This is a genomic window from Salinicola rhizosphaerae (assembly GCF_014652715.1).
Lineage (GTDB): Bacteria > Pseudomonadota > Gammaproteobacteria > Pseudomonadales > Halomonadaceae > Salinicola > Salinicola rhizosphaerae.
Window position 1 is genome coordinate 172,649 of the sequence record NZ_BMZI01000006.1, and the last position, 26,219, is coordinate 198,867.

A 26,219-nucleotide genomic window follows, 5' to 3' on the forward strand; every position below is an offset into this window, starting at 1 on the left:
ACGCTGTTTCCGCCGTGTCGCCACGTGATGTCACCGCATTCAGGCCGGTTCCGGCTGCGCTGTCTTGCGCTCCCCGGCCGGGAGCCGCTCGGGCGATGACCGACGAGCGTCACGGTGATCCGCGCCCTCGCGCAGGCGAAACAGCGACACCGTCTCGGCCAGTCGCCGGCTCTGCTCTCCCAGCTGACGCGTCGCAGCATGAGACTGGCGCACCAGGGCCGCATTGCCCTGCGTACTCTCGTCGATCTGGCTGATCGCGGCGTTGATCTGCTCGATGCCGTGAGTCTGCTCCTCCGAGGCGAGACGGATTTCGGACACCAGCGTCGTGATACGACCGATCTGGCCGACGATCTCGGTAACCCGTTCGCCGGCTTCCGCCGCCCGGAGATTGCCGTTCTCGACCTCGACAGCCGTCCGATCGATCAGCGCCTTGATCTCCCGGGCGGAATTCGCGCTGCGCTCGGCGAGCCCGCGAACCTCCTGAGCGACTACCGCAAAGCCCCGCCCCTGCTCCCCCGCTCGCGCGGCCTCGACGGAGGCGTTGAGTGCCAGCAGATTGGTCTGGAAGGCGATGCCATCGATGATCCCGACCACGTCGCCGATCTGACGGGCCATCTCGTCGATACGCTGCATCGCCGCGACGGCAGCTTCGACAGTGTCACGCGCATCGCTGGCAGCCGCCGACGTGTGCCGGGCCTGATCGTCGCTCTCCTGCGCGCGTTGCGTATTCTGGCGGACCGTCGCGCTGATCTCCTCGGTGCTGGCCGCGGTCTGCTCGAGGCCTGCCGCCTGCGAATCGGTGCGCGCGGAAAGATCGGCATTGCCTGCCGCCAGTTCTCGGGTGTGTGCCTCTGTCAGGTCGACGGCGTCGCGAACCTGCCCGACGATCTTCTCCAGCCCGTCACCGATGCCATTCATGGCGATAACCAGTTGGCCGATCTCGTCTTCGCGGCGCGTTTCGATACGCTGGGAGAGATCGCCCTCCGAAAGGGCACGAGCCAACTCGACGGTTCTGGTCAACGGTTGGGTCACCAACCGCCGTGCCAGCCAGTACAGGATCAGGCTGAGCAACACGGCCAGGACAACGGCAATCAGCAGCGTCTGATTGCGGGCACTGACCATCTCGGCTCTGACTTCGTCAAGAGAGATGGATTCGACCACTACCCACTGCCAATTGGGGTAACGGGTAAACGATATGTCTCTCTGGGCGCCGGAGGCATCCATGTAATTCACGCGCCCCGAAGGCTTTTCAAGAATTGGCGCGAAGGTCGACGCCTCATCGAGGGCCATCAATTCACGCCCTTCGTAAGGACCACCCGCCAACACTTTTCCTTCATCGCCCGGCCGAGCCGACACGAGCATGGTATATCCCTGCTCGCCAATCCCCATTTGACGGATGCGGTCCTGGACTTGCGCCATCTCCTCGGTGATATCGACACCCACGAAAAGCGCGCCGACCACCTGACCGTCGGCGTCGGTCACCGGCTGGTACTTGGTGATATAGGGAGTGCCAAACAGCTTGGCCAGCCCTGTGTAGGGCTTACCCTGCAACAATTGGGCGTAGCTTGCGGACTTGCGATCCAGAAGCGTACCCATCGCCCGCTTGCCATCGCCATCCTTCAGCGATGTCGAGACTCTGACGAAGTCGTCACCATCACGCGCGAAGACGGTAGCCGGCATTCCCGTCTGCTTGGTATAGCGATCCAGCTTCCAGGTGTTGTCGTTGACGACTTCAATCCCGTTTTTCAATACCGGTGTCGAGCGCCCCGACACGTCGACTCGCTGGTCCGGATCCAAGGTGAATTTGCCCGAATACTGATCGGCAAAAATATCGAGAAACCGCGTCACCTGTTGCTGCAGGCTGTAATCGAACAGCGAGACCATATCCGTGATGGACTTCTGCTGTGTCTCCACCTCGTGGCGAGTGGACTGCACCAGCTGCGCCGAACTGACGCGAGTCAGGGTGACTGCCATGCCGACCAGGACGACGACGAGCAGCAATGCCGCAATTAGCGCCAATCGGGTACCGACGCTGGCACGCCGGTAATAGCGTTTGATGACCATGGCGAAACGATCTCGTGAATAAGGGGTCGACTCCTTTTATCGGCCGAATTCACGCCACCTTGATCGTTTACTGGTCGATATTGCCTTGTGGGCGCTGCCCCCGGCGATTGATATGCTGCCCACTTCTGGCCCGACCGCCTACGTCACCACCGGATATCGTTATGCTCCCCTGGCTACCGCCTCACCAGGTCATGTTCCCCACCGTCGATCACGCGCTCGATGAGCCGGAAGGTCTGCTCGCCGCCGGCGGCGCGTTGACGCCGACCTGGCTGGTGGAGGCCTACCGCCGTGGCATTTTCCCCTGGTATTCCGAGGAGCAGCCGATTCTTTGGTGGTCGCCCGATCCTCGGATGGTGCTCTTCCCCGCCGAGGTCCGAGTTCGGCGCAGCCTCGCCAAGCGAATGCGCCACGCCGGATTCGAGGTCACGCTCGACCGCGATTTCGATGCCGTCATCGCGGCCTGCGCCGAGACCCGAGCGGGCGCGGAAGGCACCTGGATCAGCGACGAGATGAACGCGGCCTATCGGCATCTACATCGACTCGGGTATGCCCACAGCGTGGAAACCTGGCGCGAGGGCAAGCTCGTCGGTGGCCTCTACGGTATTTCATTGGGCCGAATCTTCTTTGGCGAATCGATGTTCAGCCATCAGCCAGATACGTCCAAGATCGCGCTGGTTCACCTGGCCAGAACACTGGAAACCCACCGGTTCGCACTGATCGACTGCCAGATGCACACCGACCACCTGGCAAGCATGGGCGCGAGAGACATCGCCCGCGAGACGTTCATCGGCTATCTTGAGCAGAACGTCAATGCACCTACGCCGACCGATCTCTGGTCAACGGAGCCCACGTGAGCAGCGACAATGCGAGCAGCCCGCAGCGTCAGGCACGCGATCTTCGTTTCTTCCTGACGGTGCCCCACCCCTGTAGCTATCTGCAGGGTCGAGAAGCCACGACTTTGTTTCTCGACCCCGAGGAAACCGTTGCCGACGAAGTCTACGATGCGCTGACCCTGCTGGGGTTTCGACGCAGCGGGAGCAATCTGTATCGCCCTCATTGCGAGGCCTGCAACGCCTGCGTATCGGTGAGAATTCCGATCGGGGATTTCACGCCGTCGCGCACGCAACGCAAGCTGATGAATCGCAACAGCGACCTGACGACCCGCCTGGTGCCGACCGAGTTCAATGAGCAGCACTATGCGCTCTACGCTCGCTACATCCGCGCCCGTCATGCCGATGGCGACATGTACCCGCCCAGCCGGGATCAATACCGCATGTTCCTCACCCAGGCGCACCCGTTTTCCAAATTGCTCGAGTTTCGCCTCGGCGGCCACCTGATGGCGGTCGCGGCGACCGACCTGCTCGGACACGGCCTGTCAGCGATCTACACCTTCTTCGACCCGGACCCGATCTTCGAACGCCGCTCGCTGGGCGCTTTCGCGATTCTGAGTCAGATCGAGCTGGCGCGGAAACGACAGTTGCCGCACCTCTACCTGGGCTACTGGATTCGCGACTGCCAGAAAATGCGCTACAAGCAGGACTATCAGCCACTCGAATATCTCAATGGCGGGCGCTGGCAACGGCTCGTGCCGGCCAGTGCGCTGACCTAGGCCCTGCCTACATCACAGGTCCTGGCGGGGTCGGCCAGAGCTCTGCGTGACGCGACCCCAGCCTGCGGCCCTTTGCTCTCTGTCGGGCTTGCGCGAAATATCGCCCCCGGCGATATGTTGTTCGGCGCGTCCCTGCGCCTCCCCCTTCGGGGCTTGCGCGAAATATCGCTCCCGGCGATATTTTGCCTCGAGCGTCAAGATGGCCCATAATACGGCGCACTCTGAGGCCCGAGCCGGGCTCTTGTGCTGTAGACCGTGGATGGCACCGACGCCGTTCGCGGTGAGCTACGTTGTTCACACCGGCTGAGCGGGCCCCACCGCTACGTCCAAACGTTCAAGAGGGACCGCCTATATGGCACGAGAAGATCATATCGAAATGGAAGGCGTCGTCGTCGACACGCTGCCCAACACCATGTTCCGCGTCGAGCTGGAAAACGGCCACGTCGTGACCGCGCATATCTCGGGCAAGATGCGCAAGAACTACATCCGCATCCTGACAGGCGACAAGGTCAAGGTAGAGCTCACTCCCTACGACCTCTCGAAGGGCCGTATCGTCTATCGCTCCCGCTGAGACCGGAACTTCCCCGCCCGGCGCCACACCCGCCAGTGCCCCGCCTCGCAATACGCTCTCCGCAAGCGGCTCGGCCGACACGAATTGAAAACGCCTCGCCATGTTGCCATGGCGAGGCGTTGTCGTACGTGGCGCAGCCGTCAGGCTACCGAGGTGCGGCAGCCTGACTGAGACTCAGGCGACTTCCGCCTCCGTCTCGATCTGCAGCTCGTCGTTCTCGACACGCACGTGGACGAGACCGCCGTTCTCCGCCAGATCGCCGAACAGAATCATTTCGGCCAGCGGTTTCTTGAGCTTCTCCTGGATGACACGGGCCATCGGCCTTGCCCCCATCTCCGGGTCATATCCGCGCTCGGCCAGCCAGGCACGCGCTTCGTCATCGACATCCAGCTGCACTCGCTTCTCGTCGAGCTGCGCCTGGAGTTCGACCAGGAACTTGTCGACCACGTTGCGCACGATGGATGGCTCGAGACCGTGGAACTGAATGATGCCGTCGAGTCGATTGCGGAATTCCGGCGTGAAGGTTCGGCGAATGACCTCCATCCCGTCCGTCGAGTGGTCCTGAGTCTGGAAACCAATCGAGCGGCGCGAGATCTGCTCCGCCCCCGCATTCGATGTCATGATCAGGATGACGTGACGGAAATCCGCCTCGCGCCCGTTGTTGTCGGTCAGGCGGCCGTGATCCATGACCTGCAGCAACAGGTTGAAGACTTCCGGATGCGCCTTCTCGATCTCGTCGAGCAGCAGAACGCAGTGCGGCTGCTTGTTGATTGCCTCGGTGAGCAACCCACCCTGGTCATAGCCGACGTAACCGGGCGGCGCCCCGATCAAGCGCGACACCGTGTGTCGCTCCATGTACTCCGACATGTCGAAGCGCACGAGATCGATGCCCATGAGATGCGACAGCTGTTTCGCCACCTCGGTCTTGCCCACGCCGGTCGGGCCGGCGAACAGGAAACTGCCGACCGGCTTGTCCGGCGATTTCAACCCGGCTCGCGAGAGCTTGATCGCCGCCGACAGACTGGTGATCGCTTCGTCCTGACCGAACACCAGCATCTTGAGGTCGCGCTCCAGGTTGGAGAGCAGCTTGCGATCGGAGCTGGAGACACTCTTCGGCGGAATACGCGCGATGGATGCCACGACGGCTTCGACCTGGTCGACATCGATGGTAGAGATGCGCGCTTCCGGTGGCAGCAGTCGCTGATGCGCACCGGCTTCGTCGATGACGTCGATCGCCTTGTCAGGCAGATGGCGATCATTGATGTAACGGTCCGCCAGGCGCGCCGCGCTCTCCAGCGCACTGTCGGTGTACTTGAGCTGATGATGCTCTTCGAAACGACCGCGCAGCCCTTTCAGGATGCGGATCGTGTCGTCGACGGTCGGTTCAGGCACGTCCACTTTCTGGAAGCGCCGCGCCAGGGCGCGATCCTTCTCGAAGATGCCACGGAATTCCTGAAACGTGGTCGAGCCGATGCAACGTAGCTCCCCGGAAGAGAGCAACGGCTTGAGCAGGTTGGAGGCATCCATGACACCGCCGGAAGCCGCCCCGGCACCGATGACGGTGTGGATCTCGTCGATGAACAGGATCGAATTGTCCTGCTTGCGCAGTTCGGCAAGCAGGCCCTTCAGGCGCTTCTCGAAGTCACCGCGGTACTTGGTGCCCGCCAGCAGCGCGCCCATGTCCAGCGAGTAGACCACCGCGTCGGAGATGACGTCGGGCACGTCCTCCTCGACGATCCGCTTGGCCAAGCCTTCCGCGATCGCCGTCTTGCCGACACCGGCTTCCCCCACGAGAAGCGGATTGTTCTTGCGCCGCCGCGCGAGGATCTGAACCACTCGCTCGAGCTCATGGTCGCGCCCGATCAGCGGGTCGATCTTGCCCAGTCGCGCCTGCTCATTGAGATTGGTGGCGTAGCTCGTCAGCGGGTTCTGCCCACCTTCCGGTGCGGCCTCCTCGCCCTCCTCGGCTTCCTGGGACGGCTGCTGCGCCTGACCATGCCCCGCCACCTTGGATATGCCGTGGGCGATGTAGTTGACGGCGTCGACGCGAGCGACGCTCTGCTGCTTGAGGAAATAGACCGCCTGACTCTCCTGCTCGGAGAAGATAGCCACCAGCACGTTGGCACCGGTCACTTCACTCTTGCCGGACGATTGGACGTGGAAGACGGCACGTTGCAGTACCCGCTGGAATCCCAGCGTCGGCTGCGTCTCCCGGTCCTCCTGGTCCTCCGGAATCAGAGGCGTGGTCGAATTGATGAAGTCCTGCAGATCGGCACGAAGCTTTTCCAGATTCGCCCCGCAGGCATTGAGCACATCGGCTGCCGAAGCGTTATCGAGAAGCGCCAGCAGCAGGTGCTCCACGGTCATGAACTCGTGTCGCTTGGAACGCGCCACGGTGAAGGCCGTGTTCAGGGTGAGTTCAAGTTCTTTACTCAACATGGCAGTCCCCTTGTAGCCGCTTAGGGCGTCGGTCGGCACTTTCACAATCGGGCACAACTGGCGGTTTCGCAAGTCCCCGGCGGACAATCCGCCGAAGATCGTTCACCGCCCCCTACTTCCTGCTATGACTGATAGCCGGTTATGGGCGACAATCGCCGCGCCGGCCGCAACAGCCATCTTGTACTGCGATGACGGCATCAATCGGCCGCATCGACATCACACATCAGTGGGTGCTCGCACTCTCTCGCGTATTCATTCACCTGATGACACTTGGTCTCGGCGATATCGCGAGTGAAGATGCCACAGGTCGCTTTCCCCTGGGTGTGGACGGCCAGCATGATCTGCACCGCTTTTTCACTATCCATCGCGAAGAATCGCTGGAGCACTTCGACGACGAACTCCATCGGCGTGTAGTCATCGTTATACAGCACGACCTTGTACATCGGTGGCGGCGCCAGCTCGGGCTCCGAGACCTGTTCGGCCACGTCTCCCTGCTCTTCATGATCAGGGTCGGGCGGATGCGTCATTCCCAGACGCATCGGCTCCTCGGTGGAACAGGATGACATTCTATCTACGATCTCTGACATACAGTTTCGGACACAGTAGGGGTGAGCCCCGAGACAGGACGACTTGCATCGATCATGTCAGACGGTGCTCGGTGAGATGTTGGATACCGTTGAGCACCCGAGGTTCCTTGAAGATGCGGCCGATGTCGCCGGTATGCAAGCGTTGTCGGAAAATACTCTTTGTGGCGACGACGCCGTTCCTCCCGAGGCATCAGCCCCCGGCTCGCGATGCCGGTCGACCGCCGATAAGCTAATGCCTCTATCTACCGGGGCCCGCGTTTCACTCATGAGCCAAATCTATCTGCTAAACAAACCCTACCAGGTGCTGTGCCAGTTCACGGATGATCGAGGCCGCGCTACCCTCGCGGACTACCTGCCGGTGCCGAACGTCTACGCGGCCGGCCGCCTCGACTATGACTCCGAGGGCCTGCTACTGCTCACCGACGACGGCGCCCTGATCCATCGCATCAGCGACCCCGCCCACAAGCTGGCCAAACGTTACTGGGTGCAGGTCGAGGGCATTCCCGAGGAGCGCGCACTGCAGGCGCTGCGCACGGGGGTCCAGCTGAAGGATGGACCGACGCGGCCAGCACGGGTCGACCGCCTTGGTGCGCCTTACCCGGCTGCACGCCACCCGCCGGTGAGATATCGGGAGTCGATCCCTACGACCTGGCTCGAGATCGAGCTGCGTGAGGGCCGCAATCGCCAGGTTCGCCGCATGACCGCTCATATCGGCCATCCGACGCTGCGTCTGATTCGTGCAGCGATCGGACCCTGGACGCTCGACGGGCTCGAACCTGGCCGGTGGCGTCGCGAGACGCTCAACGCGCCGAATGCAGGCCAGCGCCAGCGGCCGGGAATCGACGCGCGACGACCCCGAACGCGGTCGCGACGCCGCTAGACTCTCAGCCCGCCGCGAATCGCGTTCTGATCCCTATGGCATCGTTCGCGCCGGGCAGAGACTTTCGCATCGGCAAAGACCGAGTATGATCGGGCTTGAACTCGTCCCGCGGGGCGAGCGCCGATTCGAGTACGGAGTAGAAACGCAATGAACCGCTGGACACCTCGCGTGACAGTCGCCGTCGTGATCGAACGCGCCGGCCGTTATCTGATGGTCGAGGAGGATCGCGGCGGCCCATTCAGTCTCTTCAATCAGCCGGCAGGCCACCTGGAGCGCGGCGAGCGACTGGTCGCCGCGGCCGAGCGGGAAGTTCGCGAAGAGTCAGCCTGGCAGGTCGCCATCACCGATTACCTCGGCCTTTATATCCACCAGACGACCGATGGACTGACGTTCCACAGCCACGCCTTCGTCGGCCTGCCGCTCGCCCATCTGGGGACACCCCTCGACAAGGGCATCGTCGCCACTCACTGGCTGACGCTGGACGAGATCGACGATCTCGCACGCGAACGCCGGCTGCGCAGTCCGGTCGTCATGCAGCGGTTGCGCGATACGCGAGACGGCCGGCTCCACCCGCTCGATATCATTCGCGAGCGCTGACAGGCCCCCGTGTTCGGCGAGGCTCGATGCCGACCCGCCAATTCGGCTATAATCCTCGGCCATTTTGAAGTCCTGCTGCCAAGATAGGGGGCAGGAGCGGCGCGTGCATCGCGCCTGATTGCGACCATCGCCCGGAAAACGCCATGACGCACCCCAGCCCCTCTCGAGAAAAGGCTACTGCCGGCCGAGAAACGGCCACCGCTGCTAGCCGAGAAACGGTCATCGTCGGCATGTCCGGCGGCGTCGACTCTTCGGTGACGGCCCTGCTTCTACTGGAACAGGGCTATCACGTCGAAGGCCTGTTCATGAAGAACTGGGACGAGGATGACGGCACCGACTATTGTACTGCCATGGCCGACCTGGCGGATGCCGAGGCCGTCTGCGCCACGCTCGGGATCAAGCTCCACACGGCCAATTTCGCCGCCGAGTACTGGGATAACGTCTTCGAGCATTTCCTGGCCGAGTATCAGGCGGGGCGAACCCCGAATCCGGACATCCTTTGCAACCGCGAGATCAAGTTCAAGGTCTTTCTCGACTACGCAGAGATGCTGGGTGCCGACCTGATCGCCACGGGCCATTACGTGCGCCGTCGACTCTCCGATAGTGGTCAGGCCGAGCTGCTCAAGGGGCTCGATGGCAACAAGGATCAGAGCTATTTCCTGCACGCCGTGCCTGGCGCCGCTATCGCTCGCACCCTGTTCCCCGTCGGTGAGCTGGAAAAGCCCGAGGTCAGGGCGCTCGCCGAACGCCACGGTCTGGCAACCGCGCGCAAGAAAGACTCGACCGGCATCTGTTTCATCGGTGAACGCCGGTTCAGCGACTTTCTCAAGCAGTATCTGCCGGCGCAGCCGGGGCGCATCGAGACGGCCGACGGCGAAGACGTCGGTGAGCACATGGGGCTGATGTACTACACCCTGGGACAGCGGCGCGGTCTGGGCATCGGCGGCCTCAAGACACACGGTGAAGATCCGTGGTTCGTTGCGGCCAAGGACCTGGAGCGCAACGTCCTCATCGTGGTGCAGGGCGAACATCCGCTGCTCTACACCACCACGGCCTATTGCGAGCCACCGGCTTGGGTCGCCGGCGAGCCTCCGCAGAAGGAGCGCCTGCGCGCCAAGACGCGCTATCGCCAGCAGGACGTGCCGTGCCGGGTCGAACCGATCGCGGACGGCGGACTGAAGGTCGAGTTCGACGATCCTCAGCGCGCCGTGACGCCCGGACAGTCGCTGGTGCTTTACGATGGCGATGTCTGCCTGGGCGGAGCGGTCATCCGCGCCCCGGAGCTTTCGGACGCCACCACGCCCACGACCCTCGATCACTCGTCCAGGAGTCTTCGCTCCGCATGAATCCGACGCCCATTCAATCGGCGCCGCTTGACGGCAACGCGCGCCAGGCGCTGGCGCTGGCCGGCGTCTTCCAAGCGGCAGCCGTGGTCGACCAGCTCGCCCGCACGGGGCAGTGCGACGAGCGTGCCTGGAGCACGCTGGTCCGCGCCACGTTGGACACGGACCCGCCCAGTTTCGAGGCGATCTACGGCGGTCACCATAACAACCTGCGCCTGGGAATCGACACGCTGCAGGCGGTCATGTCTCGCCAGCCGACAGAGCCCGCCGTCATGCGCTACGGCTTTTCGATGGTGCTGTTGATGCAGAAGCTGCGCAAGGACAGCGCGATGATGCAGACACTGGGCGAGCGCCTGCAGCGCGTGCAGTCCCAGGCTGCGCATTTTGGCGATACTCACGAAAATGTCGTGGCCAGTCTCGGCGAGCTGTACCAGGAAACCCTGTCGACGTTCCGCTACCGCATCGTCGTGCAGGGCGAACCGAGCCTGCTGCAAAGCAGCATGATGCCAGAACGCATCCGCACGGCGCTGCTCGGCGGCGTGCGCTTCGCGCTGCTGTGGCATCAGCAAGGTGGACGTCGCTGGCGCCTGGTCTTTCAGCGCAGCGCGATCAAGCGCGCGCTGCGCGAGCTCGACTCGCACTGACGCCTAACCCTTTTCTCTCCCAGGACGAGCCCATGAGCTCGTCTTGCAACGTTCCGGGAACCCATGATGACCGAACTTTCCGCCCTGACTGCCCTCTCCCCCGTCGATGGGCGCTACGCCGCCAAGGCCGCGCCACTGCGAGAACACTTCAGCGAATTCGGCCTGATTCGAGCGCGCGTCACGGTCGAGGTCCGCTGGCTGGAGCGGTTGGCGGCGCACCCTGGCGTTACCGAGGTACCACCGCTATCGGCCGAGGCCCAGACGTTTCTCGATACGCTGGTCAAATCGTTTTCCGTGACCGATGCCGAGCGCATCAAGACCATCGAGCGCACCACCAATCACGACGTCAAGGCAGTCGAGTACTTCCTCAAGGAAGCGATCGCCGATCAGCCCGAGCTCCACGCCGTCACCGAATTCGTGCATTTCGCCTGCACCAGCGAGGACATCAACAACCTCTCCTATGCGCTGATGATGCGGGACGGCCTGGAGACGCTGCTGCCGACCATGCGCCAGGTCGAGGCATCGATCGCCAAGCTGGCAGAAGAACACGCCACGCAGCCGATGCTCTCGCGCACGCACGGCCAGACCGCCAGCCCCACTACGCTTGGCAAGGAGATGGCCAACGTCGCTTACCGGCTGCGCCGCCAGCTCAAGCAGATCGAGTCGGTGGAGCTCCTCGGCAAGATCAACGGCGCCGTCGGCAACTACAATGCCCACCTGGCGACCTATCCCGAAATCGACTGGGCGGAGAATGCGCGCGCTTTCGTCGAGTCCCTGGGCCTTACCTTCAATCCCTACACGACGCAGATCGAGCCGCACGATTACATCGCCGAGCTGTTCGATGCGATCAGCCGCTTCAATACGATCCTGATCGATTTCGACCGCGACGTCTGGGGCTATATCTCGCTCGGCTATTTCAAGCAGAAGACGGTGGCCGGCGAAATCGGCTCATCGACCATGCCGCACAAGGTCAACCCGATCGACTTCGAGAATTCCGAGGGCAATCTCGGCCTCTCCAACGCACTGCTCGACCACCTCGCGCGCAAGCTGCCGATCTCGCGCTGGCAGCGGGACCTCACCGATTCCACCGTGCTGCGCAACCTTGGGGTCGGTCTGGCCTACGGTCTGATCGCCTATGAGGCGGCGCTCAAGGGCATCGGCAAGCTCGAAGCCAACCCTGCCCGCCTGGACGATGATCTCGATCATAGCTGGGAGGTCCTCGCCGAGCCGATCCAGACGGTCATGCGCCGCTACGGTATCGAGAAGCCCTACGAAAAGCTCAAGGAGCTGACCCGCGGCAAGCGTATCGATCAGGCCGGATTTGCCGCCTTCATCGAGACGCTCGCGCTGCCCGACGAGGTCAAGGCCGAGCTCAAGGCGATGACGCCTGCTACCTACATCGGCAACGCCGTCGAGCAGGCCAAGGCGCTCTGACAATCCGCTAAAGGCTTAAGGAGGACAGGATGACCGCAGCCAATACGCCACGCACCTTGCTCGGTGGTCTCACGCCGGCGCAGTTCCTGAGCCGCCACTGGCAGAAATCGCCGCTGTTGATCCGCGGTGCGCTGCCGGATTTCACGTCGCCGCTCGAACCGGACGACCTCGCAGGACTCGCCTGCGAGGAGGGCATCGAGGCCAGGCTGGTGGAGGAACGAGGCCCTGACAAGGCGTGGCAGGTCAGCCACGGGCCGTTCGATGACGCCACGTTCTCTCGCCTGCCGGAGAGCGGCTGGTCGCTGCTGGTACAAGCGGTCGATCATTATGTCCCGGAAGTCTCCGAGCTTCTCGAGCAGTTCGACTTCCTACCACGCTGGCGTCTCGATGACGTCATGGTCAGCTATGCACCGCCAGGCGGCAGTGTCGGCGCCCATGTCGATCAGTACGATGTCTTTCTGCTGCAGGCGAGCGGCCAACGGCACTGGCAGCTGGGCGGCAACCCCGGCGCCGAGGCACCGCTCATTCCAGGCATCGACCTGCGAATCCTGGAGACATTTACCGTGGAACCGGGGCAGGACTGGGTACTGGAGCCGGGAGACATGCTCTACCTGCCACCGGGCGTTGCGCATCACGGCGTGAGCCAATCCGATGACTGCCTCACCTTTTCGATCGGTTTCCGTGCCCCCTCGGCCGACGAGATCGTCACCGCCTTTGCCGACTATGTCGGTGAACAGCTCGGCGACAGTCAGCGCTACGGCGATCCGGATCTTCAGCCTTCGCTGCGGGCCGGCGAGATCGACGACATGGCCGTGGCGCGCGTTCGCGCGCTCCTGCTGGAAGCGATCGACCGGCCAGACCAGATCGCCCAGTGGTTCGGCCGTGCCATGACTCAGCCCAAGTACCTCGACCAGCTCGTGCCCAACGAAACGCCGACCCGCCCTGCCGATCTGCGGGCAGCGCTGGAGCGCGGGACCACGCTCGTCCACAGCCTCGGCTCTCGATTTGCCTGGCGTCAGCTCGACGGCGAGCGGGCAACGCTTTTCGCCGACGGGGACGCGGTGGCCTGCACACCGGCACTGGCGAGCTTCATCGCCGCCAATCCCGTCATCGGTCGTGACCTGCTGTCCTTCCCCGACGGCGAGCGCGTTGCCGCTACCCTGCTTGACAGCGGCAGCCTCGGCGAAGAGGACGTACCAGGCTGACGACGTACGGCGAAACTCATCAATGCGTCCTACACTGACGTGGCGACCGCTACTCGGCTGCCCCGACAGCAGTTGCTGGACTCGTTAAGAAACACTGTTTTACCATGCATGGCATCGTTTGTCGGTGCGTCACTCGACGCCATTGCTGGATGTTCAGGAGAATCGATCATGAAACGACTCATCGCTCCCGCTCTCGTCATGAGCTTGCTGGCCCTGGCCGGGTGTACCAACACCTCCACCTACTCCGGAGACGTCTACCGCGGCGATCAGGCTGGCACCGCGCAGTCGGTCAGCTACGGCACCATCCAGTCGGTCCGGCCGGTACAGATTCAGGGCGGCAACGGGGAAAGCGTGCTGGGTAGCCTGGGCGGTGCGGTCATCGGCGGCCTGCTGGGCAACCAGGTCGGCGGCGGCTCCGGGCGAACGTTGGCGACGGCGGCCGGCGCCATCGGCGGCACCGTGGCGGGCAGCAAGATTCAGCAAGCCACCGACCGCGTCGATGGTTACGAGCTGGAAATTCGCCAGGACAGCGGCCAGAGCGTCGTCGTGGTCCAGAAGGCGGACCGCAACTGGCAGGTCGGTCAGCGCGTCAAGCTGGTGGCCAGCGGCTCCAGTGTCAGCGTGGCGCCCTACTGAGACAACCGATCCGTCTCCAGCCATGGCGGCGCCTTCGGGCGCCGTCGTGGGTTCTGACGCTAGCCTCCCGGTTCGCGGCACGGAAGCGACGACCCTCTTGCGCAAAGCGGACAGCGCTTCGGGTACGAGCGTGGTCTCTTTGCCTACGTTGTTGCGTTCGACTCCCTCCACTTTCATCCTTCGCCCCAGCACGATCGAATATCGTGCTCCCGCGTTTTTCGATATCTCTTGCCGAGCCGCCTGAGTGTTCGGCCTTCCAGCCGATTTGAGCAGCGCCGATGCCACTGCGGTCAAGTGCCCTATCCTTCGGCTCGTCACGCCCGCCCTCGACAGTTGATGAAACCGATTAGCCTGATACTAATTTACGCTGTCGGGCGCGATTTACATACGCTATTGTATGTGATGGATCTTCTTACACGCGTGAAAGGGAACAACACGAGACATGAAGGGACTCATACTCGCTCGCTCCGGCGTCGTCATGGCGCTGACTGCCATCTCCACGAGCGTGTGGGCTAATGGCATCTTGACCTTGAAGTCGGAAAACGACCTGTTTGCCAGCGGTGGTGACGGCCACTATACCAACGGCGTCGAGCTCGACTGGTCATTCGAACCGTCAGCCGACCACTGGACGCGCGCCCTCGCCGATCGTCTCCCCGGCTGGAGCGCCTCGTCGCTGGACGGCGCCGCCTACCGGCTGGGTCAGCAGATCTACACCCCGGAAGACATCGACGAGCGTCGGCTGATCGAAGACGACCGACCCTATGCCGGCGTCCTCTATGCGGGGCTCTCGCTGTTCGACGACGAACGGCTGCCCGGATGGCGTCGCACCACCGGGCTCTATCTGGATGTTGGCCTCGTGGGCCCCGGCGCCGGTGGCCACACGGTCCAGAACAACTTTCACCACCTGATCGGCAGCGACGAGCCGGAAGGTTGGCACAATCAGCTGCATAACGAGCCCTTCGCCAACGTGGCCTACGAAACCGCGTGGTGGAAGCCAGGCCAGATCGGCGCGCTGGAGGCGGAATATGGTCCATCCGTGGGCGTCGCCGTCGGCAATCTCTATACCTACGCTTCTTCTGGCCTGGGCCTGAGAGTGGGTCAGGGGCTGGACAAGAGCTTCGGTATCCCCGCGGTGGCGCCGGCCCAGGGCAGCCGCGTGTTCTTCACCGAAAACAGCGGCTTCAACTGGTATCTGTTCGCCAATCTCGAGGGCCGCTTCATCGCACATAACATGCTGCTCGACGGCAACACCTTCGAGGACAGCCATTCGGTCGACCGGCGCCCCTGGGTAGGCGACGGTCAACTCGGGGCCGCGTTTTCGTGGGATCGCTGGCAGCTGACGTTCAGTACGGTATGGCGCACCCACGAATTCGAAGAGCAGGACGACAGCGACCAGTTCGGCTCGATCACGGTCTCGACCTGGCTGTAAGCCCGATTGTTCCGGGATCGCTACCCCGCTTTGAACGTATCGCAAAAAAGGGATGCCAATCGGCATCCCCTGACTCTCTTGAATCACGTCACCACCCTCTCGGTGGCGTGATCGTATTCAGTGCAGCTTGACCTTGCGCATGGCCCAGCAGGTTAGGCGCGTTCCCACCCAGATCACGATCGCCAGCAGTATCAGAGTCATCAGCATCGACACCGGCTTGACGATGAACGTTGCCGCCAGCACCGCAAGAGCCACCGACACCACCCAACGATCCTGCGACGGATCTCCCTGCAACTGAGTCGGTAGACGGCGCTGGGCAAATCGCCCGAGACTTCCTTCCCACGCCTTCAAGGACAGCAGAAGGACGACAGCGAAGGCAATGAGCCAAACGATAAAAACGGTCATGACGAACTTCTCCTCACCCTCGGATCACGGTTTCTTCATCGGCAGGGTAACCAGCCCCCGGTAGCGGCGCAACCAGCCAGACGCCGGCTGTCACTCGCGCATCGACGCTTCGGACAGCCCGAGCCTAGACGATCTCGACCTGACAGAAAGGCTACATCACGTTAGGATATGGGTGACATGCACAAACGCAAAGGTTTCAAGATGCAGATTGCCCAGAACTCCGTGGTCGCGTTCCACTATAAACTGACCAATGATGCAGGAGAGGTGCTGGACAGCTCGGAAGGTCGCGATCCGCTGACCTACCTACACGGCGCGGGCAACATCATCCCGGGGCTCGAGAAAGAGCTCGAGGGCCGTGGCAGCGGTGAGAAGCTGCAGGTAGCGGTCGAACCGGGCGAAGGCTACGGTGAAGTTCAGCCAGCGCTTGTCCAGGAAGTACCGCGCGACGCTTTCCAGGGTGTCGATGAAGTCCAGCCGGGCATGCAGTTCCAGGCCCAGACCCAGGAAGGCCCGCTGATGGTCACGGTGACCAAGGTCGAAGGTGACACGGTTACCGTCGACGGCAATCACCCGCTGGCCGGTGAGAAGCTGAACTTCGATGTCGAGATCACCGAAGTGCGTGAAGCGACCGAAGAAGAAGTGTCTCATGGTCACGTGCATGGTGAAGGTGGTCATCAGCACTGATCCGTCAGTACTGATCCACTCTGCACTGGTCCACTCAGTATCGCCTCGTTCGGCCTTGGTCAAATCACATGACACAACGGCCGGCTCGGATTCGCGCAATGCGAGTCCGAGCTCGAGATACTCGGATCAGCGGTTGCTCGACAGTGCTCCTGGCCAGAGCTGACCGCCGTCAGTGATTGTGCCGACTCATCCTCGGGTGAGATCAACGAAAAAGGGCAACCCCGTCAGGGTTGCCCTTATTCGTTGCCGAACGGTTCACGCGCTCAAGCACCAGCGATTCGAAAAGCACCAGCGATACCGGAAGCGTAGCGACAGCGCGTGTCTCGACGCGTGACGATTACCCTTCGCTTGCCAGCATCACCCGCTGAGCCAACTGCGTCTGCGCGACGGGGCGACGCGCCTGCCAGTAGTAGCGCTTCCAGTAGACGTTATCGAGCCGCGATAGCTTGACGCCTCGCGACGACGACGCGTGGAGGAAGTACCCGTCGCCGACGTAGACGCCAACGTGATTGTAGGGACCCGGCGGACGGAAGAAGACGAGATCGCCGGCTTTCAGATCCGACTCCTTGACTCGACTGCCCTCCTGCACCTGCTGCTCCGTGGTGCGTGGCAGATGCAGCGCGAACGCCTCACCGAAGATGTGCTGCATCAACGCCGAACAGTCGATGCCATGGTGAGTCGTGCCGCCCAGCACGTAGGGCGTACCCACCCAGCGGTCATGCTCGTCGAGCAGCGCTTCCCGGATCACGGCAGGCGAAACGAGGTGGGGCTTGAAGTCCTGGAAAGACTGAGTCGCCGACTGGCTGCGCGTCGAGGTTCGAGCGACAGCGGGAGCGTTGACCAGCGGGAGCGCATACTGCGCGTTGACTTGTTGTTGTTTTACGGGGGCTGAGCAACCGGTAATGACCAACGCCAGCGCCATCCCCACGGCAGTGCGTTTCAGCATGCAGCGCAACCTCGTTCGCCTGCGAGCCGCCACGGGTACGTTGCCTCTCTTCGACCAGAACGCGTCTGTTCGCCGGGCAAATCGAGTCGCTGTGGTGGTGACACCTCGGCAGCGGTTGCCGCGTATCACCGCCAAAACGGCCTGCTGGATTCGGCTCGAATCATCAGTAATGGAACATAAAAAAGCCACGCCGCGAATCGATGGGCGTAGCACAGCGAGGATCATATGTCATCACGATTGACTTGGCGATACCTTTCACGTTAACGAACAGCGTTTCGTGATATTCGGCTGCTGCCAGACGACGAACAGCGGTCAACTAGCTCCTGCCCGCACCACGCCATCAGTGCAGATGTTCTGGCTCGCCGGGAAGAATGTCGATGTGTAGCGGCGTCCAATGAGACCCGGCGCTGGCAGGAAAATCGAGGCTCGCCCAGGCGCCGGCGAGCAGGGGTTCGGCATTGAGCCAGGCATTTAGAGCCTCGCGAAAACGTACCAGAAATGCCCCACGTTCCGGCGTATTGTCCATGAAGAAGGCGAAGCCGCTGAAGAGCCCCTCCGCGTAGTCTCGCCAGCCGCTGTAGCGGCTGCCGGCGAGGCGAGAGGCGCTATCGAGATAGTGCCCGAGCCGGGACTCATCGAGCCAGCCAAGCTGCCGACCGGCTAGTGCCAGATCGACCAGTTGCGCCGCATCCCAGGCCGTCATGTCCACGTCGTTGCAGTGCGCATCGTTGTCCCGAACCCGTTGCAGACGGGCCAGATGAACTCGCTCCTCGTCCCCGCATTCCCCCGATTCGAGGATCGCGATTTCCGCCTCGAGGCGCGCACGATTCAGCGTGTAAGGCGCATAGTTGATCTGATATTCCTGCCGATCACCGGCTTCGACCAGGAAATCGAGAAAGTTCGCCAACCCCTCGGCGCCCTGGAGCCCGTACTGCATATCCAGCCAGTCGGCGAGCGCCTGACGCTCCTGGAATGACACGGGACGCGGCGTCTGCCAGAGCGCTTCGTTGAGCGGCCCGGCCAGCGCGATCGCCGTGAAGCGCGATAGCGTCGGGCGGGGCCCGGGCTCTTGCCAGATCAACGCAGCAGACGGCGTCAGCGCGACGAATCTCGAGCCGGGGTCCGCAAGATGCCACGCCAGGTCATCGGCCAGCGGTGCCTCGTCCATCGGCTCTTCGCCCGACAGGGCGGCTTCCCACGCCTGCCAGGCCTTCAGCATCTGCTCGGGCGATACGTAGAACCGGCTAAGCACATCACGAAACGCTCGGGCCAGCGACTCGATCTGCCCTGCCGCATAACGGCCGCTGTCGGCGGCCATCAGCAGATAGAACGCGTATTTCTCCGCCATGACGATGGTAGCGGCATGTTCGGCACAGGCGGCGAGGGCTCGCTGGCGCCCCCCTCTCGCTCTGGCATCCGCGGCCAGCTGGTTCAGGTGATGCGCCTGCGCCGGCATCCAGAATCGGCTGAGCCCGTCGATGCCCTCGTCTTCGCGTAGTCCCAGCACGTCGTCCAGGTAGCGGCACGCCTCTTCGCGGCGCTGGGGAACGACCGCGTCATCCAACCCTCTTCGGTGAACGAGATCGGGCTCTCTCACGGCGGCGATCGCCAGCACCCAGGCATCGGCGGAATCTTCTCGTTGACGGACGCGGGCCCGCGCCGCCTCACGCCGAGAGACGCTCAGCACCTCGCCAAGCGGCTTCTGCCAGGGACTGACCGGGGAGATCAACAGGCGCTCCCAGTCGGCATCGAACTGCGCTCGCTGATCGCGGCCCTCGAACAGGCTGCGCCCGCGCTGATAGGCTTTCGCAACCTCTCGCCAGTCAGCATAGCGCTGCTGCAGCAAATCAAGCGCATGCGCGGCAAATGCCGCCGCCTCGTCCTCGCCGAGCCAGCCTGCCGCGTGCCCCCAGTAGGCCTGATCGATCAGACGAAGCCAGTCCCAGGCCGCCCAGTCCAGTGGTTCTCCATCGGCGAGAAACGCCAGCAGCACGCGGCCGTAATCACGCTGCTCGCCCAGCGTGGAAAGCCAGGTGAGGGCCTCGGACTGACCCTCCCGGGCCAGTCGCCTGGCATCCATGTCCCAGCCATAGCGGTCACCCTGAGCAGACAGCCACCAAAGCGAGGCCATCAACCCCGCGCGATCACTCACCTCCCCCTCTTCACGCAACAGCCGTTGACGCAGCCGCTGCTCGTCGGCCGAGAAGCTCATTGGCCAGTCAAGAACGGGAGCGAATGCCGCTCGCGCACGCCACAGATCACTCTGCCAAAGCGAGATATCTGTCTCGGAACACTCATTTAGCCGTACGGTCAGCGTCGACCAGTCGACGCCTCGTCCCTGACGCTCGGCCAGCCGCAGATCCTGAGCCGCCTCACCCAGGATCGGGTCGCGATGTACCGTCAACGCCTCGAGCCAGCGCCCCAGGCTGGCGTATCGCCGGGTGATCTCCGTGGCCAGATACTGCAGCCAGGCCGTTTCGGCGGCTGCCGAAATCCACCCCAGAGTCGCACCGAGTGCCAGCAGTTCCAGGGCCGCCAGCCGGGCCAGCGCGGGATCATGATCATCAGCCACGCTCTCCCACAATCGCCAGGTCAACTCATCGCGATCGCCGATCCCCGCCGCCATGAGACGCTCGAAGGCAGCGTCCCGCGATAGGGCCCGGCGCGGATCGCCGACAGCCGGCCAGCCGCAGAGAGTCAGCTGACGAGCCCACCAGCGAGAGAGAAGTTCGCGCAAAGGACAACCTCATGAAAGCGAGTGACATCGCGCCCAGCGCTCGGGCGCATAAAGATGGCGGCACAGTATAGCGAAAACCGGAGCAGCGAAAACCACGGCAGCGAGAACCGGTACACTCGCCTGCACCACGACTCTGCACTTCGTCAGCGCTGCGACCGGCTCAAATTCGCGACATGATCGTCGGGAGATCGCCGAAGCAGGTGCCTTAACAGGAACTTGCGCACACGCACGACGAACTGCTCCTGGAACAGCACACAGAACGCCACCGTCAGCAGCAGAAAGACAGGATAGAGCCAGAGATGCAGCTCCCCGGCGGCCGCGAGACACCCACTGAAGTCAGTAGCGCAGAGCCCCGGGTTGCCGGATAGGACCCGCTCCACACGAGAGAACACCGCGTAAAGCGGAACATGCAGCGCAAACATCGGCAGCGAGGCACCCCCGAGCCTGGCCGCCCAGCGTTTCAGTTTCTGGCTACGCGGCTCTCCCCACTGCGCCGCGACGTAGACGAGCGCCAGCTGAAACGGCAGCAGAAGCCCGTTGTGGAGCGCGTAATACCAGGCATGACCGAGCCCCAGCAACTTGACGGCGATCACCACGGCCACGGCAATGATCGCCAGCGCCACATAGCGCTGGCCGCGGGACATCATGCGCCCCTGCGACTTGCGTAGCGCATAGAAGGTGTAAAGCAGAATGCCGGCTGCAAACTCCGGTAACCGAATCAGCGGATTACGGTGCAGGATACCGGTCTCCGGCACCCCGTAGTCGGTGGTCAGGATGACGTAGAGCGGTGGCACAAGGTAGATCAAATTCACCAGCAGGATGGCTCGCCTTGGATGCAGCACGCGACGAAGGCGTGGAGCCAACCAGGGAAAGGTCAGATAAAAGAAAAATAGCGCCGATATCGACCACGATGGTGGATTGAACGTCAGGTAAAGCGGATTCCACGCGTGCAGCAGTGTCAGGTTCAACAGCACATTGATGCCGGTTTCCAGCGGCGACATCGTGTGATTGAGACTCTGCCAATTCAGCTGGCCTACGTCGTTATTGACGTCGTAGACGACGAAACGCAACGAAATATCGCTGTCACCAGGCGCGATGGCCAGATAGCCGACCAGCGCCGAGACGGCCATGGCCAGCACCAGAGAACCGATATGGATCGGGTAAAGGTTCGAGAATCGCTTCAGCCAGAAACTCTTTGGCGACTCCCGAAGTCGATACTGCTCGTCGAGGTAGACATGGGTCAGCAGAAAACCGGAAAGCACGAAGAAGGCGCTGGTGGAGAAAAAACCGATATCCGTGACGTAGTGAGACCACTCGCGAATGGACGGGTAATTGTGCAGCGTGTGGAAAATGACGATGTAGAGACCCAGCAGAAACCGAAGCCACTCCAGTCCGATGAATCGCTCTTTTGCCACCTTCGGGGTCGCGGTCGTCTCCGGCATGCCTTCGAGTCTCTGGCCATCAAAAGGCGCCTAGTGTACCTGATTCGGCGCCCGGAGAAGCGACTTCCGCAGCGCGGTGGCGGCTGCGCTATCTGGTCCCTCTTCGCAGCCGTCACGCGCCGGCCACTACGCCTTCTTGATCTTGGCCACAACCCACAAAAGGATGATGGCGCCGATGGTAGCTACCACCAGCGAGCCGATGAACCCGTTGGAAGAGAGCCCCAGCAGGCTGAACAGAAAGCCCCCGATGACGGCACCGACGATGCCCACGCCGATATTGCCAAGGATGCCGAAACCACCACCACGCATCACTTTACCGGCAATCCAGCCGGCGATCCCGCCAATGATCAACCACAGAATGAATCCCATTGCGTCACTCCTTGAAGCGTTACCTTAATACGATCGCGGGCTAATGCACCGCCCGTTAAGCGTAGTCAGAATCCGTGACGGATTCGATGCCTCAACGAAAAACGGGCCAGCAGATCGCTGGCCCGTCCTCCGGTCGAAGATCGATTGGTGCTTCAGCCGAACCCGGGCACTCTGAGAGATTCGCGCGAGGGCAAACCGTGACGGTGCCAGGCATCATGCGCATCGGTGTCGTTCCAGACGCGGAAATGCAGCTGAGACATCATGACCGGATCATCAAGGAAAGCCAGTCGCTCGAGATTCCCCATCGTCTCGGGCCCGCCGGTCACCGCCCGACTCACACGCTCCTCGCGGCGCCGTCGCAACGGTTCGGCCTTGCCGTGACGCGAGACACCGAGCGCCGTCGCCAGCGCATTGGAGACCGGATCGACTACCACCTGAACGAAGTGCGGCGTCGGGGCGGCGGCATTCATCCGCCCGAGATGACGAACCATGCGTCGCAGCACTCGCGGCGGGTGCGTCTCTTCCGGAATACGGAATAGTCTTCCCCGAAAGCAGGCGCTGCCCAGAGACACGCGACTGGAGAGCGTGGACACCGGGATCGACAGCATCATCGCGCCGACGATGGGCGACAGCCACCACAGGAAAGTCGGTTCCATGAAATAGACCCCAACCGCCCAGACCGCGCCGATGACCGTCTGACTCCAGTGGTTGCGAATGGCGTCACCCCAGGTCGTGTCGCTATTCTCCCGCGACGGCGAGCGCCACTGGATTGCCCAGCCAAGGACGGAAGTGAGCACGAACCGGGTATGGAACAGCATCCGGACCGGCGCCAACGCCATCGAGAAGAGGGACTCCAGCACCATACTGAGGAAAACCTTGAACGGACCACCGAACTGCCGACTTCCCTGAACCCAGACCACCACGACGCTCAAAACCTTGGGCAGGAACAGCAGCGTGGCGGTAGCCCCGAACAGCCCGACTGCCAGCGTCGGATTCCACTGCGGCCAGACTGGAAACATCATGCCGGGTTCGGGGAAATAGTTCGGCGTACTCAACGTGTGAACGGCCAGTAGCGCCGTCGACAGCACCAGGAAGAGAAACCACAGCGGCGCCGAGATGTAGGACATCAGCCCGGTCAGGAACACGGCGCGGTGCACCGGATGAATACCCTTGGACAAGAACAGCCGGAAATTCATCAGATTACCGTGGCACCACCGACGGTCGCGGTTGAGCTCGTCGAGCAGATTGGGCGGCATCTCTTCATAGCTACCCTCCAGCTCGTAGGCGATCCATACGCCCCAACCCGCGCGGCGCATCAAGGCTGCCTCGACGAAGTCGTGCGAGAGAATCTCCCCCGACATCGAGCCCTTGCCCGGCAGCGGCGCCAGCATGCAATGGCGCATGAATGGCGCCATGCGGATGATCGCGTTGTGCCCCCAGTAGTGGGATTCACCCAGCTGCCAGAAATGGAGCCCCGCCGTGAACAGCGGACCATAGACTCGTGTCGCGAACTGCTGCATCCGCGCATAGAGGTTCAGACGCCCGGAAGCACGCGGCGCCGTCTGCACGATACCGGCATCGGGATGGGCTTCCATCATCTGCACCAGGCGCGTGAGACAGGCCCCACTCATGACACTGTCGGCGTCGAGCACCAGCATGTAACGATAGAGCGCGCCCCACCGACGGCAGAAATCGTCGAGGTTGCCGCTCTTGCGCTTCACCCGGCGCTGACGTCGCCGATAGAAAACCTGACCGAACGCCTCCAGATCGCGGCACAGCGCCAGCCAGGCATGTGTTTCCTGGATGGCGATGTCAGGATCGAAGGTGTCGCTGAGAATGAAGATATCGAAGTGCCGATCGTTGCCGCTCTGGCGCAGCGACTCCAGCGTCGCTCTGACGCCGGCGAACACACGGGGCACGTCCTCGTTGCAGATCGGCACCAGCAGCGCGGTTCGCGCCTCGTCGGGGATCGGCTCGTCGCCGACCTCGGAGTCGATCGCGTAACGATCGCGGCCACGCAGAATCTGGAAGAACCCCATCAGTGCCGTCCAGAAACCGGCAGAGACCCAGGCGAACAGCAGCACGAACAGCGCCAGAATCGCCACCTCGAGCCACTGCTGACCCTGATAGGGCAGCACGGTGCGCATCTGGTTGGCGGCAATGATGCTCTGGCCGAAGATCAGTACCAGCAGCACCCAGCGACGCGCCGTCGCGATCATCTGCCAGCGCGGCGTCGGGCGAGCCTCGCGCTCGCGCCGCCGGAACCCTCGGCCGACCCAGTTCTTGAAACGCTGACCGAAGCGGACAAAGGGGTTAGTGGACCACTGCTCCGGTGCCAGCGCCGTACGCTTCATCGGCGGTGCGGTCTGCAGTCTGGTGATACCCGACGCATCGGTAGACAGGACATCGGGTGGCGCCAGCGGAGGCTCGGCATAGGCAAGGGCCAGCCGACGTCCCACGGACTGCGCCGCAGGATCGTCGGGGTCTGGCTCGTATCCACCCAGCGCCGCGTGCAGCGACGCCATGTCGTGAGTATCAAGATCACTGGCCAGCAGCTGCCGGCGCGTCTCGCGATCCTGAGCCTCCAGCGCCAGCCGCTCGAGATAGTGCTCGGCCGAGGCTGCTACGTTGTGTGAAGACATCGCTTCACCCATTGGCCGGGAGGCGGTAGTACCAGGTCTCGGAGATCGGCTGATCTCCCTGGTTCAGGTGCGCGCGGATGTCCAGCGGCTGGCTGTTGTCGCTGCGCTTCACCTTGACGAACAGCCTCCAGCCACCGGTTGCCGGATTGGGCACGGCGTGGCTGTCGACCAGTTCGCCATTGTCACCGACGCTTGCCTGGGCAGTGATGTTGGCATTGGCATCGAGACCGGAAAGCGCCGGGCCGTTGAAGTCGATCACGAAAGCCAACGAGCCGTCCGCCTCCCGAACCAGGTTATCTTTCTGCACCTCGCCTCGCGACCGGCGGGTCTGGTCGACCCAGGCCAGCGACGGGTCGGCGTAGCGACTTTCGTCCTTGGTCACGGTGAAGCGGTAGTTGTAGTCCAGCGGCGTACCGGGCTGCGGTGCCGTATCCGGTAGCCACATCGAGACGATATTGTCGTTGGTCTCGTTCGGCGTCGGAATCTGGATCAACTCGACCTTGCCCGCACCCCACTCGTTCTGCGGCTCGATCCAGGCGCTCGGGCGCTGGTCGTAACGCGCGTCCAGGTCCTGGTAGCTGGAGAACTTGTGATCGCGCTGCATGAGACCGTAGCCACGCAGGCGCGGCGTTTCCTGCTCGTTGATCATCAGCTTCGCCGGATTGGCGAGCGGGCGCCAGGTCCAGCCGCTCTGCGAATCGCTGATCAGCAGGCCATTGGAATCATGAATCGCCGGGCGATAGTTGAGCGTCGAGGATGGCTGCTCGGGACCGTAGAGATACATGCTGGTCAGCGGTGCCACACCGAGCTTCTCGACGGCACGTCGCAGGAAAAGACGCGATTTGACGTCGACTACCGTGTCCGAACCCGGCCGCAGCACGAAACGATACGCGCCGGTCAGACTCGGCGAGTCGAGCAGCGCGAAGATGGTCAGATACTGGCTGCTCTTGGTCGGTTTGACGATCCAGAACTCCTTGAAGCGCGGAAACTCCTCGCCGGAAGGGAGTCCAGTATCCACCGCCAGTCCTCGGCCGGAAACACCGTAAACCTGGTTGGCACCCACCACGCGGAAATAGCTCGCCCCGAGGAAGACCATGGTCTCGTCCTTGAGGCTGTTGCCGTTCAGCGAATAGTTGATCTTGAAGCCCGCGATCCCGAGATCGGCGTCGTTCTTGACATCATCTGACAGGTCGAGATTGCCGTAGGAGAAATCATCCGGGTTATAGGCGAAGTCGTGAACGCTACCCTGGTCGTCGACGCTATGTAGCTGGATCGCGCTGTCGTAGTGCATCCCTTCATGGAAGAAACTCATGGTGAAGGGGACACCATCGCCGCTCCAGACGTCGCGATCACGCTTGTACTGGATCTGTTGATACTGACCGTAATCCAGGTTACGCAAGGCGTCGGGGAGGTTCTGCTCCGGCTCGCTGTAGCCCTGCTGGGAGAGGTCTTCGGCCTTTTTCGCGACGTCGTCGAAGCCGAAAGCCAACACATTCTGGGCGATACCGCTGAGTAGCAGTCCGGTCAGGACTGCCACCGGAAGAAGCGCCTTGCGT

The 26,219-nt window shown here is 62.7% G+C and carries 22 protein-coding genes; 12 read left to right on the forward strand and 10 right to left on the reverse strand.

Features of this window, described 5'->3' with window-relative positions:
- Positions 1–39: 39 nt before the first annotated feature.
- A complete protein-coding gene (locus IE125_RS14210) occupies positions 40–2,064 on the reverse strand; it encodes a methyl-accepting chemotaxis protein (RefSeq protein ID WP_189445333.1) in 2,025 nt (674 codons plus the stop codon).
- Between the two features lie 161 nt (positions 2,065–2,225).
- Here IE125_RS14210 and aat point away from each other — a divergent pair, with 161 nt between their 5' ends.
- The 3 genes from aat (at position 2,226) to infA (ending at position 4,244) form a co-directional block, all read left to right on the forward strand.
- Positions 2,226–2,918, forward strand: a complete 693-nt coding sequence (aat, locus tag IE125_RS14215; protein WP_189445334.1) for a leucyl/phenylalanyl-tRNA--protein transferase — start codon at positions 2,226–2,228, stop codon at positions 2,916–2,918.
- A complete protein-coding gene (locus IE125_RS14220) occupies positions 2,915–3,673 on the forward strand; it encodes an arginyltransferase (RefSeq protein WP_189445335.1) in 759 nt (252 codons plus the stop codon). Before aat ends, IE125_RS14220 begins: the two co-directional genes overlap by 4 nt.
- Before the next feature lie 352 nt (positions 3,674–4,025).
- Positions 4,026–4,244, forward strand: coding sequence for a translation initiation factor IF-1 (gene infA, locus IE125_RS14225; RefSeq protein ID WP_013332816.1), 219 nt, complete (start codon positions 4,026–4,028; stop codon positions 4,242–4,244).
- Between the two features lie 174 nt (positions 4,245–4,418).
- Here infA and clpA read toward each other — a convergent pair whose 3' ends face one another.
- Both clpA and clpS read right to left on the reverse strand, forming a co-directional pair.
- Complete coding sequence (gene clpA, locus IE125_RS14230; RefSeq protein ID WP_189445336.1) at positions 4,419–6,683, reverse strand: ATP-dependent Clp protease ATP-binding subunit ClpA; 2,265 nt, start codon at positions 6,681–6,683, stop codon at positions 4,419–4,421.
- A gap of 197 nt (positions 6,684–6,880) precedes the next feature.
- Entirely contained in the window at positions 6,881–7,249 is a 369-nt protein-coding gene (gene clpS, locus IE125_RS14235) for an ATP-dependent Clp protease adapter ClpS (protein ID WP_189445337.1), read from the reverse strand.
- Between the two features lie 286 nt (positions 7,250–7,535).
- On the opposite strand from clpS, the gene IE125_RS14240 reads away from it, so the two are divergent.
- From IE125_RS14240 to IE125_RS14275, 8 genes are all read left to right on the forward strand, one after another.
- A complete protein-coding gene (locus IE125_RS14240) occupies positions 7,536–8,150 on the forward strand; it encodes a pseudouridine synthase (RefSeq protein ID WP_189445338.1) in 615 nt (204 codons plus the stop codon).
- Positions 8,151–8,297: 147 nt separating this feature from the next.
- Complete coding sequence (locus IE125_RS14245; RefSeq protein WP_189445339.1) at positions 8,298–8,747, forward strand: NUDIX domain-containing protein; 450 nt, start codon at positions 8,298–8,300, stop codon at positions 8,745–8,747.
- Positions 8,748–8,890: 143 nt separating this feature from the next.
- Positions 8,891–10,093 (forward strand): tRNA 2-thiouridine(34) synthase MnmA, encoded by a 1,203-nt coding sequence (gene mnmA, locus IE125_RS14250; RefSeq protein ID WP_189445340.1) that lies wholly within the window; start codon positions 8,891–8,893, stop codon positions 10,091–10,093.
- Positions 10,090–10,734 (forward strand): high frequency lysogenization protein HflD, encoded by a 645-nt coding sequence (hflD, locus tag IE125_RS14255; protein ID WP_189445341.1) that lies wholly within the window; start codon positions 10,090–10,092, stop codon positions 10,732–10,734. Before mnmA ends, hflD begins: the two co-directional genes overlap by 4 nt.
- A 63-nt stretch (positions 10,735–10,797) precedes the next feature.
- The gene (gene purB / locus IE125_RS14260; protein ID WP_189445342.1) at positions 10,798–12,168 is read left to right on the forward strand and encodes an adenylosuccinate lyase; all 1,371 of its coding nucleotides are present in this window, start codon (positions 10,798–10,800) and stop codon (positions 12,166–12,168) included.
- A 29-nt stretch (positions 12,169–12,197) separates the two neighbouring features.
- A complete protein-coding gene (locus tag IE125_RS14265) occupies positions 12,198–13,373 on the forward strand; it encodes a cupin domain-containing protein (RefSeq protein WP_189445343.1) in 1,176 nt (391 codons plus the stop codon).
- Between the two features lie 168 nt (positions 13,374–13,541).
- Positions 13,542–14,009 (forward strand): outer membrane lipoprotein, encoded by a 468-nt coding sequence (locus IE125_RS14270; RefSeq protein ID WP_308430149.1) that lies wholly within the window; start codon positions 13,542–13,544, stop codon positions 14,007–14,009.
- A 442-nt stretch (positions 14,010–14,451) separates the two neighbouring features.
- On the forward strand, positions 14,452–15,438 hold the full coding sequence (locus tag IE125_RS14275; RefSeq protein WP_229809125.1) for a lipid A deacylase LpxR family protein: 987 nt from the start codon (positions 14,452–14,454) through the stop codon (positions 15,436–15,438).
- 117 nt (positions 15,439–15,555) lie between these two features.
- Here the strand turns inward: IE125_RS14275 and IE125_RS14280 are convergent, their stop codons facing one another.
- Entirely contained in the window at positions 15,556–15,843 is a 288-nt protein-coding gene (locus IE125_RS14280; protein WP_189445344.1) for a hypothetical protein, read from the reverse strand.
- A 201-nt stretch (positions 15,844–16,044) separates the two neighbouring features.
- Here IE125_RS14280 and slyD point away from each other — a divergent pair, with 201 nt between their 5' ends.
- Complete coding sequence (gene slyD / locus IE125_RS14285; protein ID WP_189445512.1) at positions 16,045–16,527, forward strand: peptidylprolyl isomerase; 483 nt, start codon at positions 16,045–16,047, stop codon at positions 16,525–16,527.
- A gap of 337 nt (positions 16,528–16,864) precedes the next feature.
- Here the strand turns inward: slyD and IE125_RS14290 are convergent, their stop codons facing one another.
- From IE125_RS14290 to IE125_RS14315, 6 genes are all read right to left on the reverse strand, one after another.
- Positions 16,865–17,473, reverse strand: coding sequence for a C40 family peptidase (locus IE125_RS14290; RefSeq protein ID WP_189445345.1), 609 nt, complete (start codon positions 17,471–17,473; stop codon positions 16,865–16,867).
- 340 nt (positions 17,474–17,813) lie between these two features.
- Positions 17,814–20,210, reverse strand: a complete 2,397-nt coding sequence (locus tag IE125_RS14295) for a DUF1266 domain-containing protein (protein ID WP_189445346.1) — start codon at positions 20,208–20,210, stop codon at positions 17,814–17,816.
- 143 nt (positions 20,211–20,353) lie between these two features.
- Positions 20,354–21,652 (reverse strand): acyltransferase family protein, encoded by a 1,299-nt coding sequence (locus tag IE125_RS14300; protein WP_189445347.1) that lies wholly within the window; start codon positions 21,650–21,652, stop codon positions 20,354–20,356.
- 126 nt (positions 21,653–21,778) lie between these two features.
- Positions 21,779–22,021: a GlsB/YeaQ/YmgE family stress response membrane protein gene (locus IE125_RS14305; RefSeq protein WP_189445348.1), complete on the reverse strand. Its 243-nt coding sequence runs from the start codon at positions 22,019–22,021 to the stop codon at positions 21,779–21,781.
- Positions 22,022–22,173: 152 nt separating this feature from the next.
- A complete protein-coding gene (gene mdoH, locus IE125_RS14310; RefSeq protein WP_229809126.1) occupies positions 22,174–24,663 on the reverse strand; it encodes a glucans biosynthesis glucosyltransferase MdoH in 2,490 nt (829 codons plus the stop codon).
- A gap of 4 nt (positions 24,664–24,667) precedes the next feature.
- Positions 24,668–26,200: a glucan biosynthesis protein G gene (locus tag IE125_RS14315; protein ID WP_229809127.1), complete on the reverse strand. Its 1,533-nt coding sequence runs from the start codon at positions 26,198–26,200 to the stop codon at positions 24,668–24,670.
- Positions 26,201–26,219: the final 19 nt, after the last annotated feature.

Excerpts from the sequence above, each read along its gene's own strand:
- IE125_RS14275 (WP_229809125.1), top strand. The coding sequence starts at position 14,452 with ATGAAGGGACTCATACTCGCTCGCTCCGGCGTCGTCATGGCGCTGACT.
- mdoH (WP_229809126.1), bottom strand. The coding sequence starts at position 24,663 with ATGTCTTCACACAACGTAGCAGCCTCGGCCGAGCACTATCTCGAGCGG.
- IE125_RS14300 (WP_189445347.1), bottom strand. The coding sequence starts at position 21,652 with ATGCCGGAGACGACCGCGACCCCGAAGGTGGCAAAAGAGCGATTCATC.
- aat (WP_189445334.1), top strand. The coding sequence starts at position 2,226 with ATGCTCCCCTGGCTACCGCCTCACCAGGTCATGTTCCCCACCGTCGAT.
- IE125_RS14210 (WP_189445333.1), bottom strand. The coding sequence starts at position 2,064 with ATGGTCATCAAACGCTATTACCGGCGTGCCAGCGTCGGTACCCGATTG.
- IE125_RS14270 (WP_308430149.1), top strand. The coding sequence starts at position 13,542 with ATGAAACGACTCATCGCTCCCGCTCTCGTCATGAGCTTGCTGGCCCTG.
- purB (WP_189445342.1), top strand. The coding sequence starts at position 10,798 with ATGATGACCGAACTTTCCGCCCTGACTGCCCTCTCCCCCGTCGATGGG.
- IE125_RS14265 (WP_189445343.1), top strand. The coding sequence starts at position 12,198 with ATGACCGCAGCCAATACGCCACGCACCTTGCTCGGTGGTCTCACGCCG.
- clpA (WP_189445336.1), bottom strand. The coding sequence starts at position 6,683 with ATGTTGAGTAAAGAACTTGAACTCACCCTGAACACGGCCTTCACCGTG.
- mnmA (WP_189445340.1), top strand. The coding sequence starts at position 8,891 with ATGACGCACCCCAGCCCCTCTCGAGAAAAGGCTACTGCCGGCCGAGAA.
- slyD (WP_189445512.1), top strand. The coding sequence starts at position 16,045 with ATGCAGATTGCCCAGAACTCCGTGGTCGCGTTCCACTATAAACTGACC.
- IE125_RS14290 (WP_189445345.1), bottom strand. The coding sequence starts at position 17,473 with ATGCTGAAACGCACTGCCGTGGGGATGGCGCTGGCGTTGGTCATTACC.
- IE125_RS14240 (WP_189445338.1), top strand. The coding sequence starts at position 7,536 with ATGAGCCAAATCTATCTGCTAAACAAACCCTACCAGGTGCTGTGCCAG.
- IE125_RS14305 (WP_189445348.1), bottom strand. The coding sequence starts at position 22,021 with ATGGGATTCATTCTGTGGTTGATCATTGGCGGGATCGCCGGCTGGATT.
- hflD (WP_189445341.1), top strand. The coding sequence starts at position 10,090 with ATGAATCCGACGCCCATTCAATCGGCGCCGCTTGACGGCAACGCGCGC.
- IE125_RS14245 (WP_189445339.1), top strand. The coding sequence starts at position 8,298 with ATGAACCGCTGGACACCTCGCGTGACAGTCGCCGTCGTGATCGAACGC.
- infA (WP_013332816.1), top strand. The coding sequence starts at position 4,026 with ATGGCACGAGAAGATCATATCGAAATGGAAGGCGTCGTCGTCGACACG.
- IE125_RS14280 (WP_189445344.1), bottom strand. The coding sequence starts at position 15,843 with ATGACCGTTTTTATCGTTTGGCTCATTGCCTTCGCTGTCGTCCTTCTG.
- clpS (WP_189445337.1), bottom strand. The coding sequence starts at position 7,249 with ATGTCATCCTGTTCCACCGAGGAGCCGATGCGTCTGGGAATGACGCAT.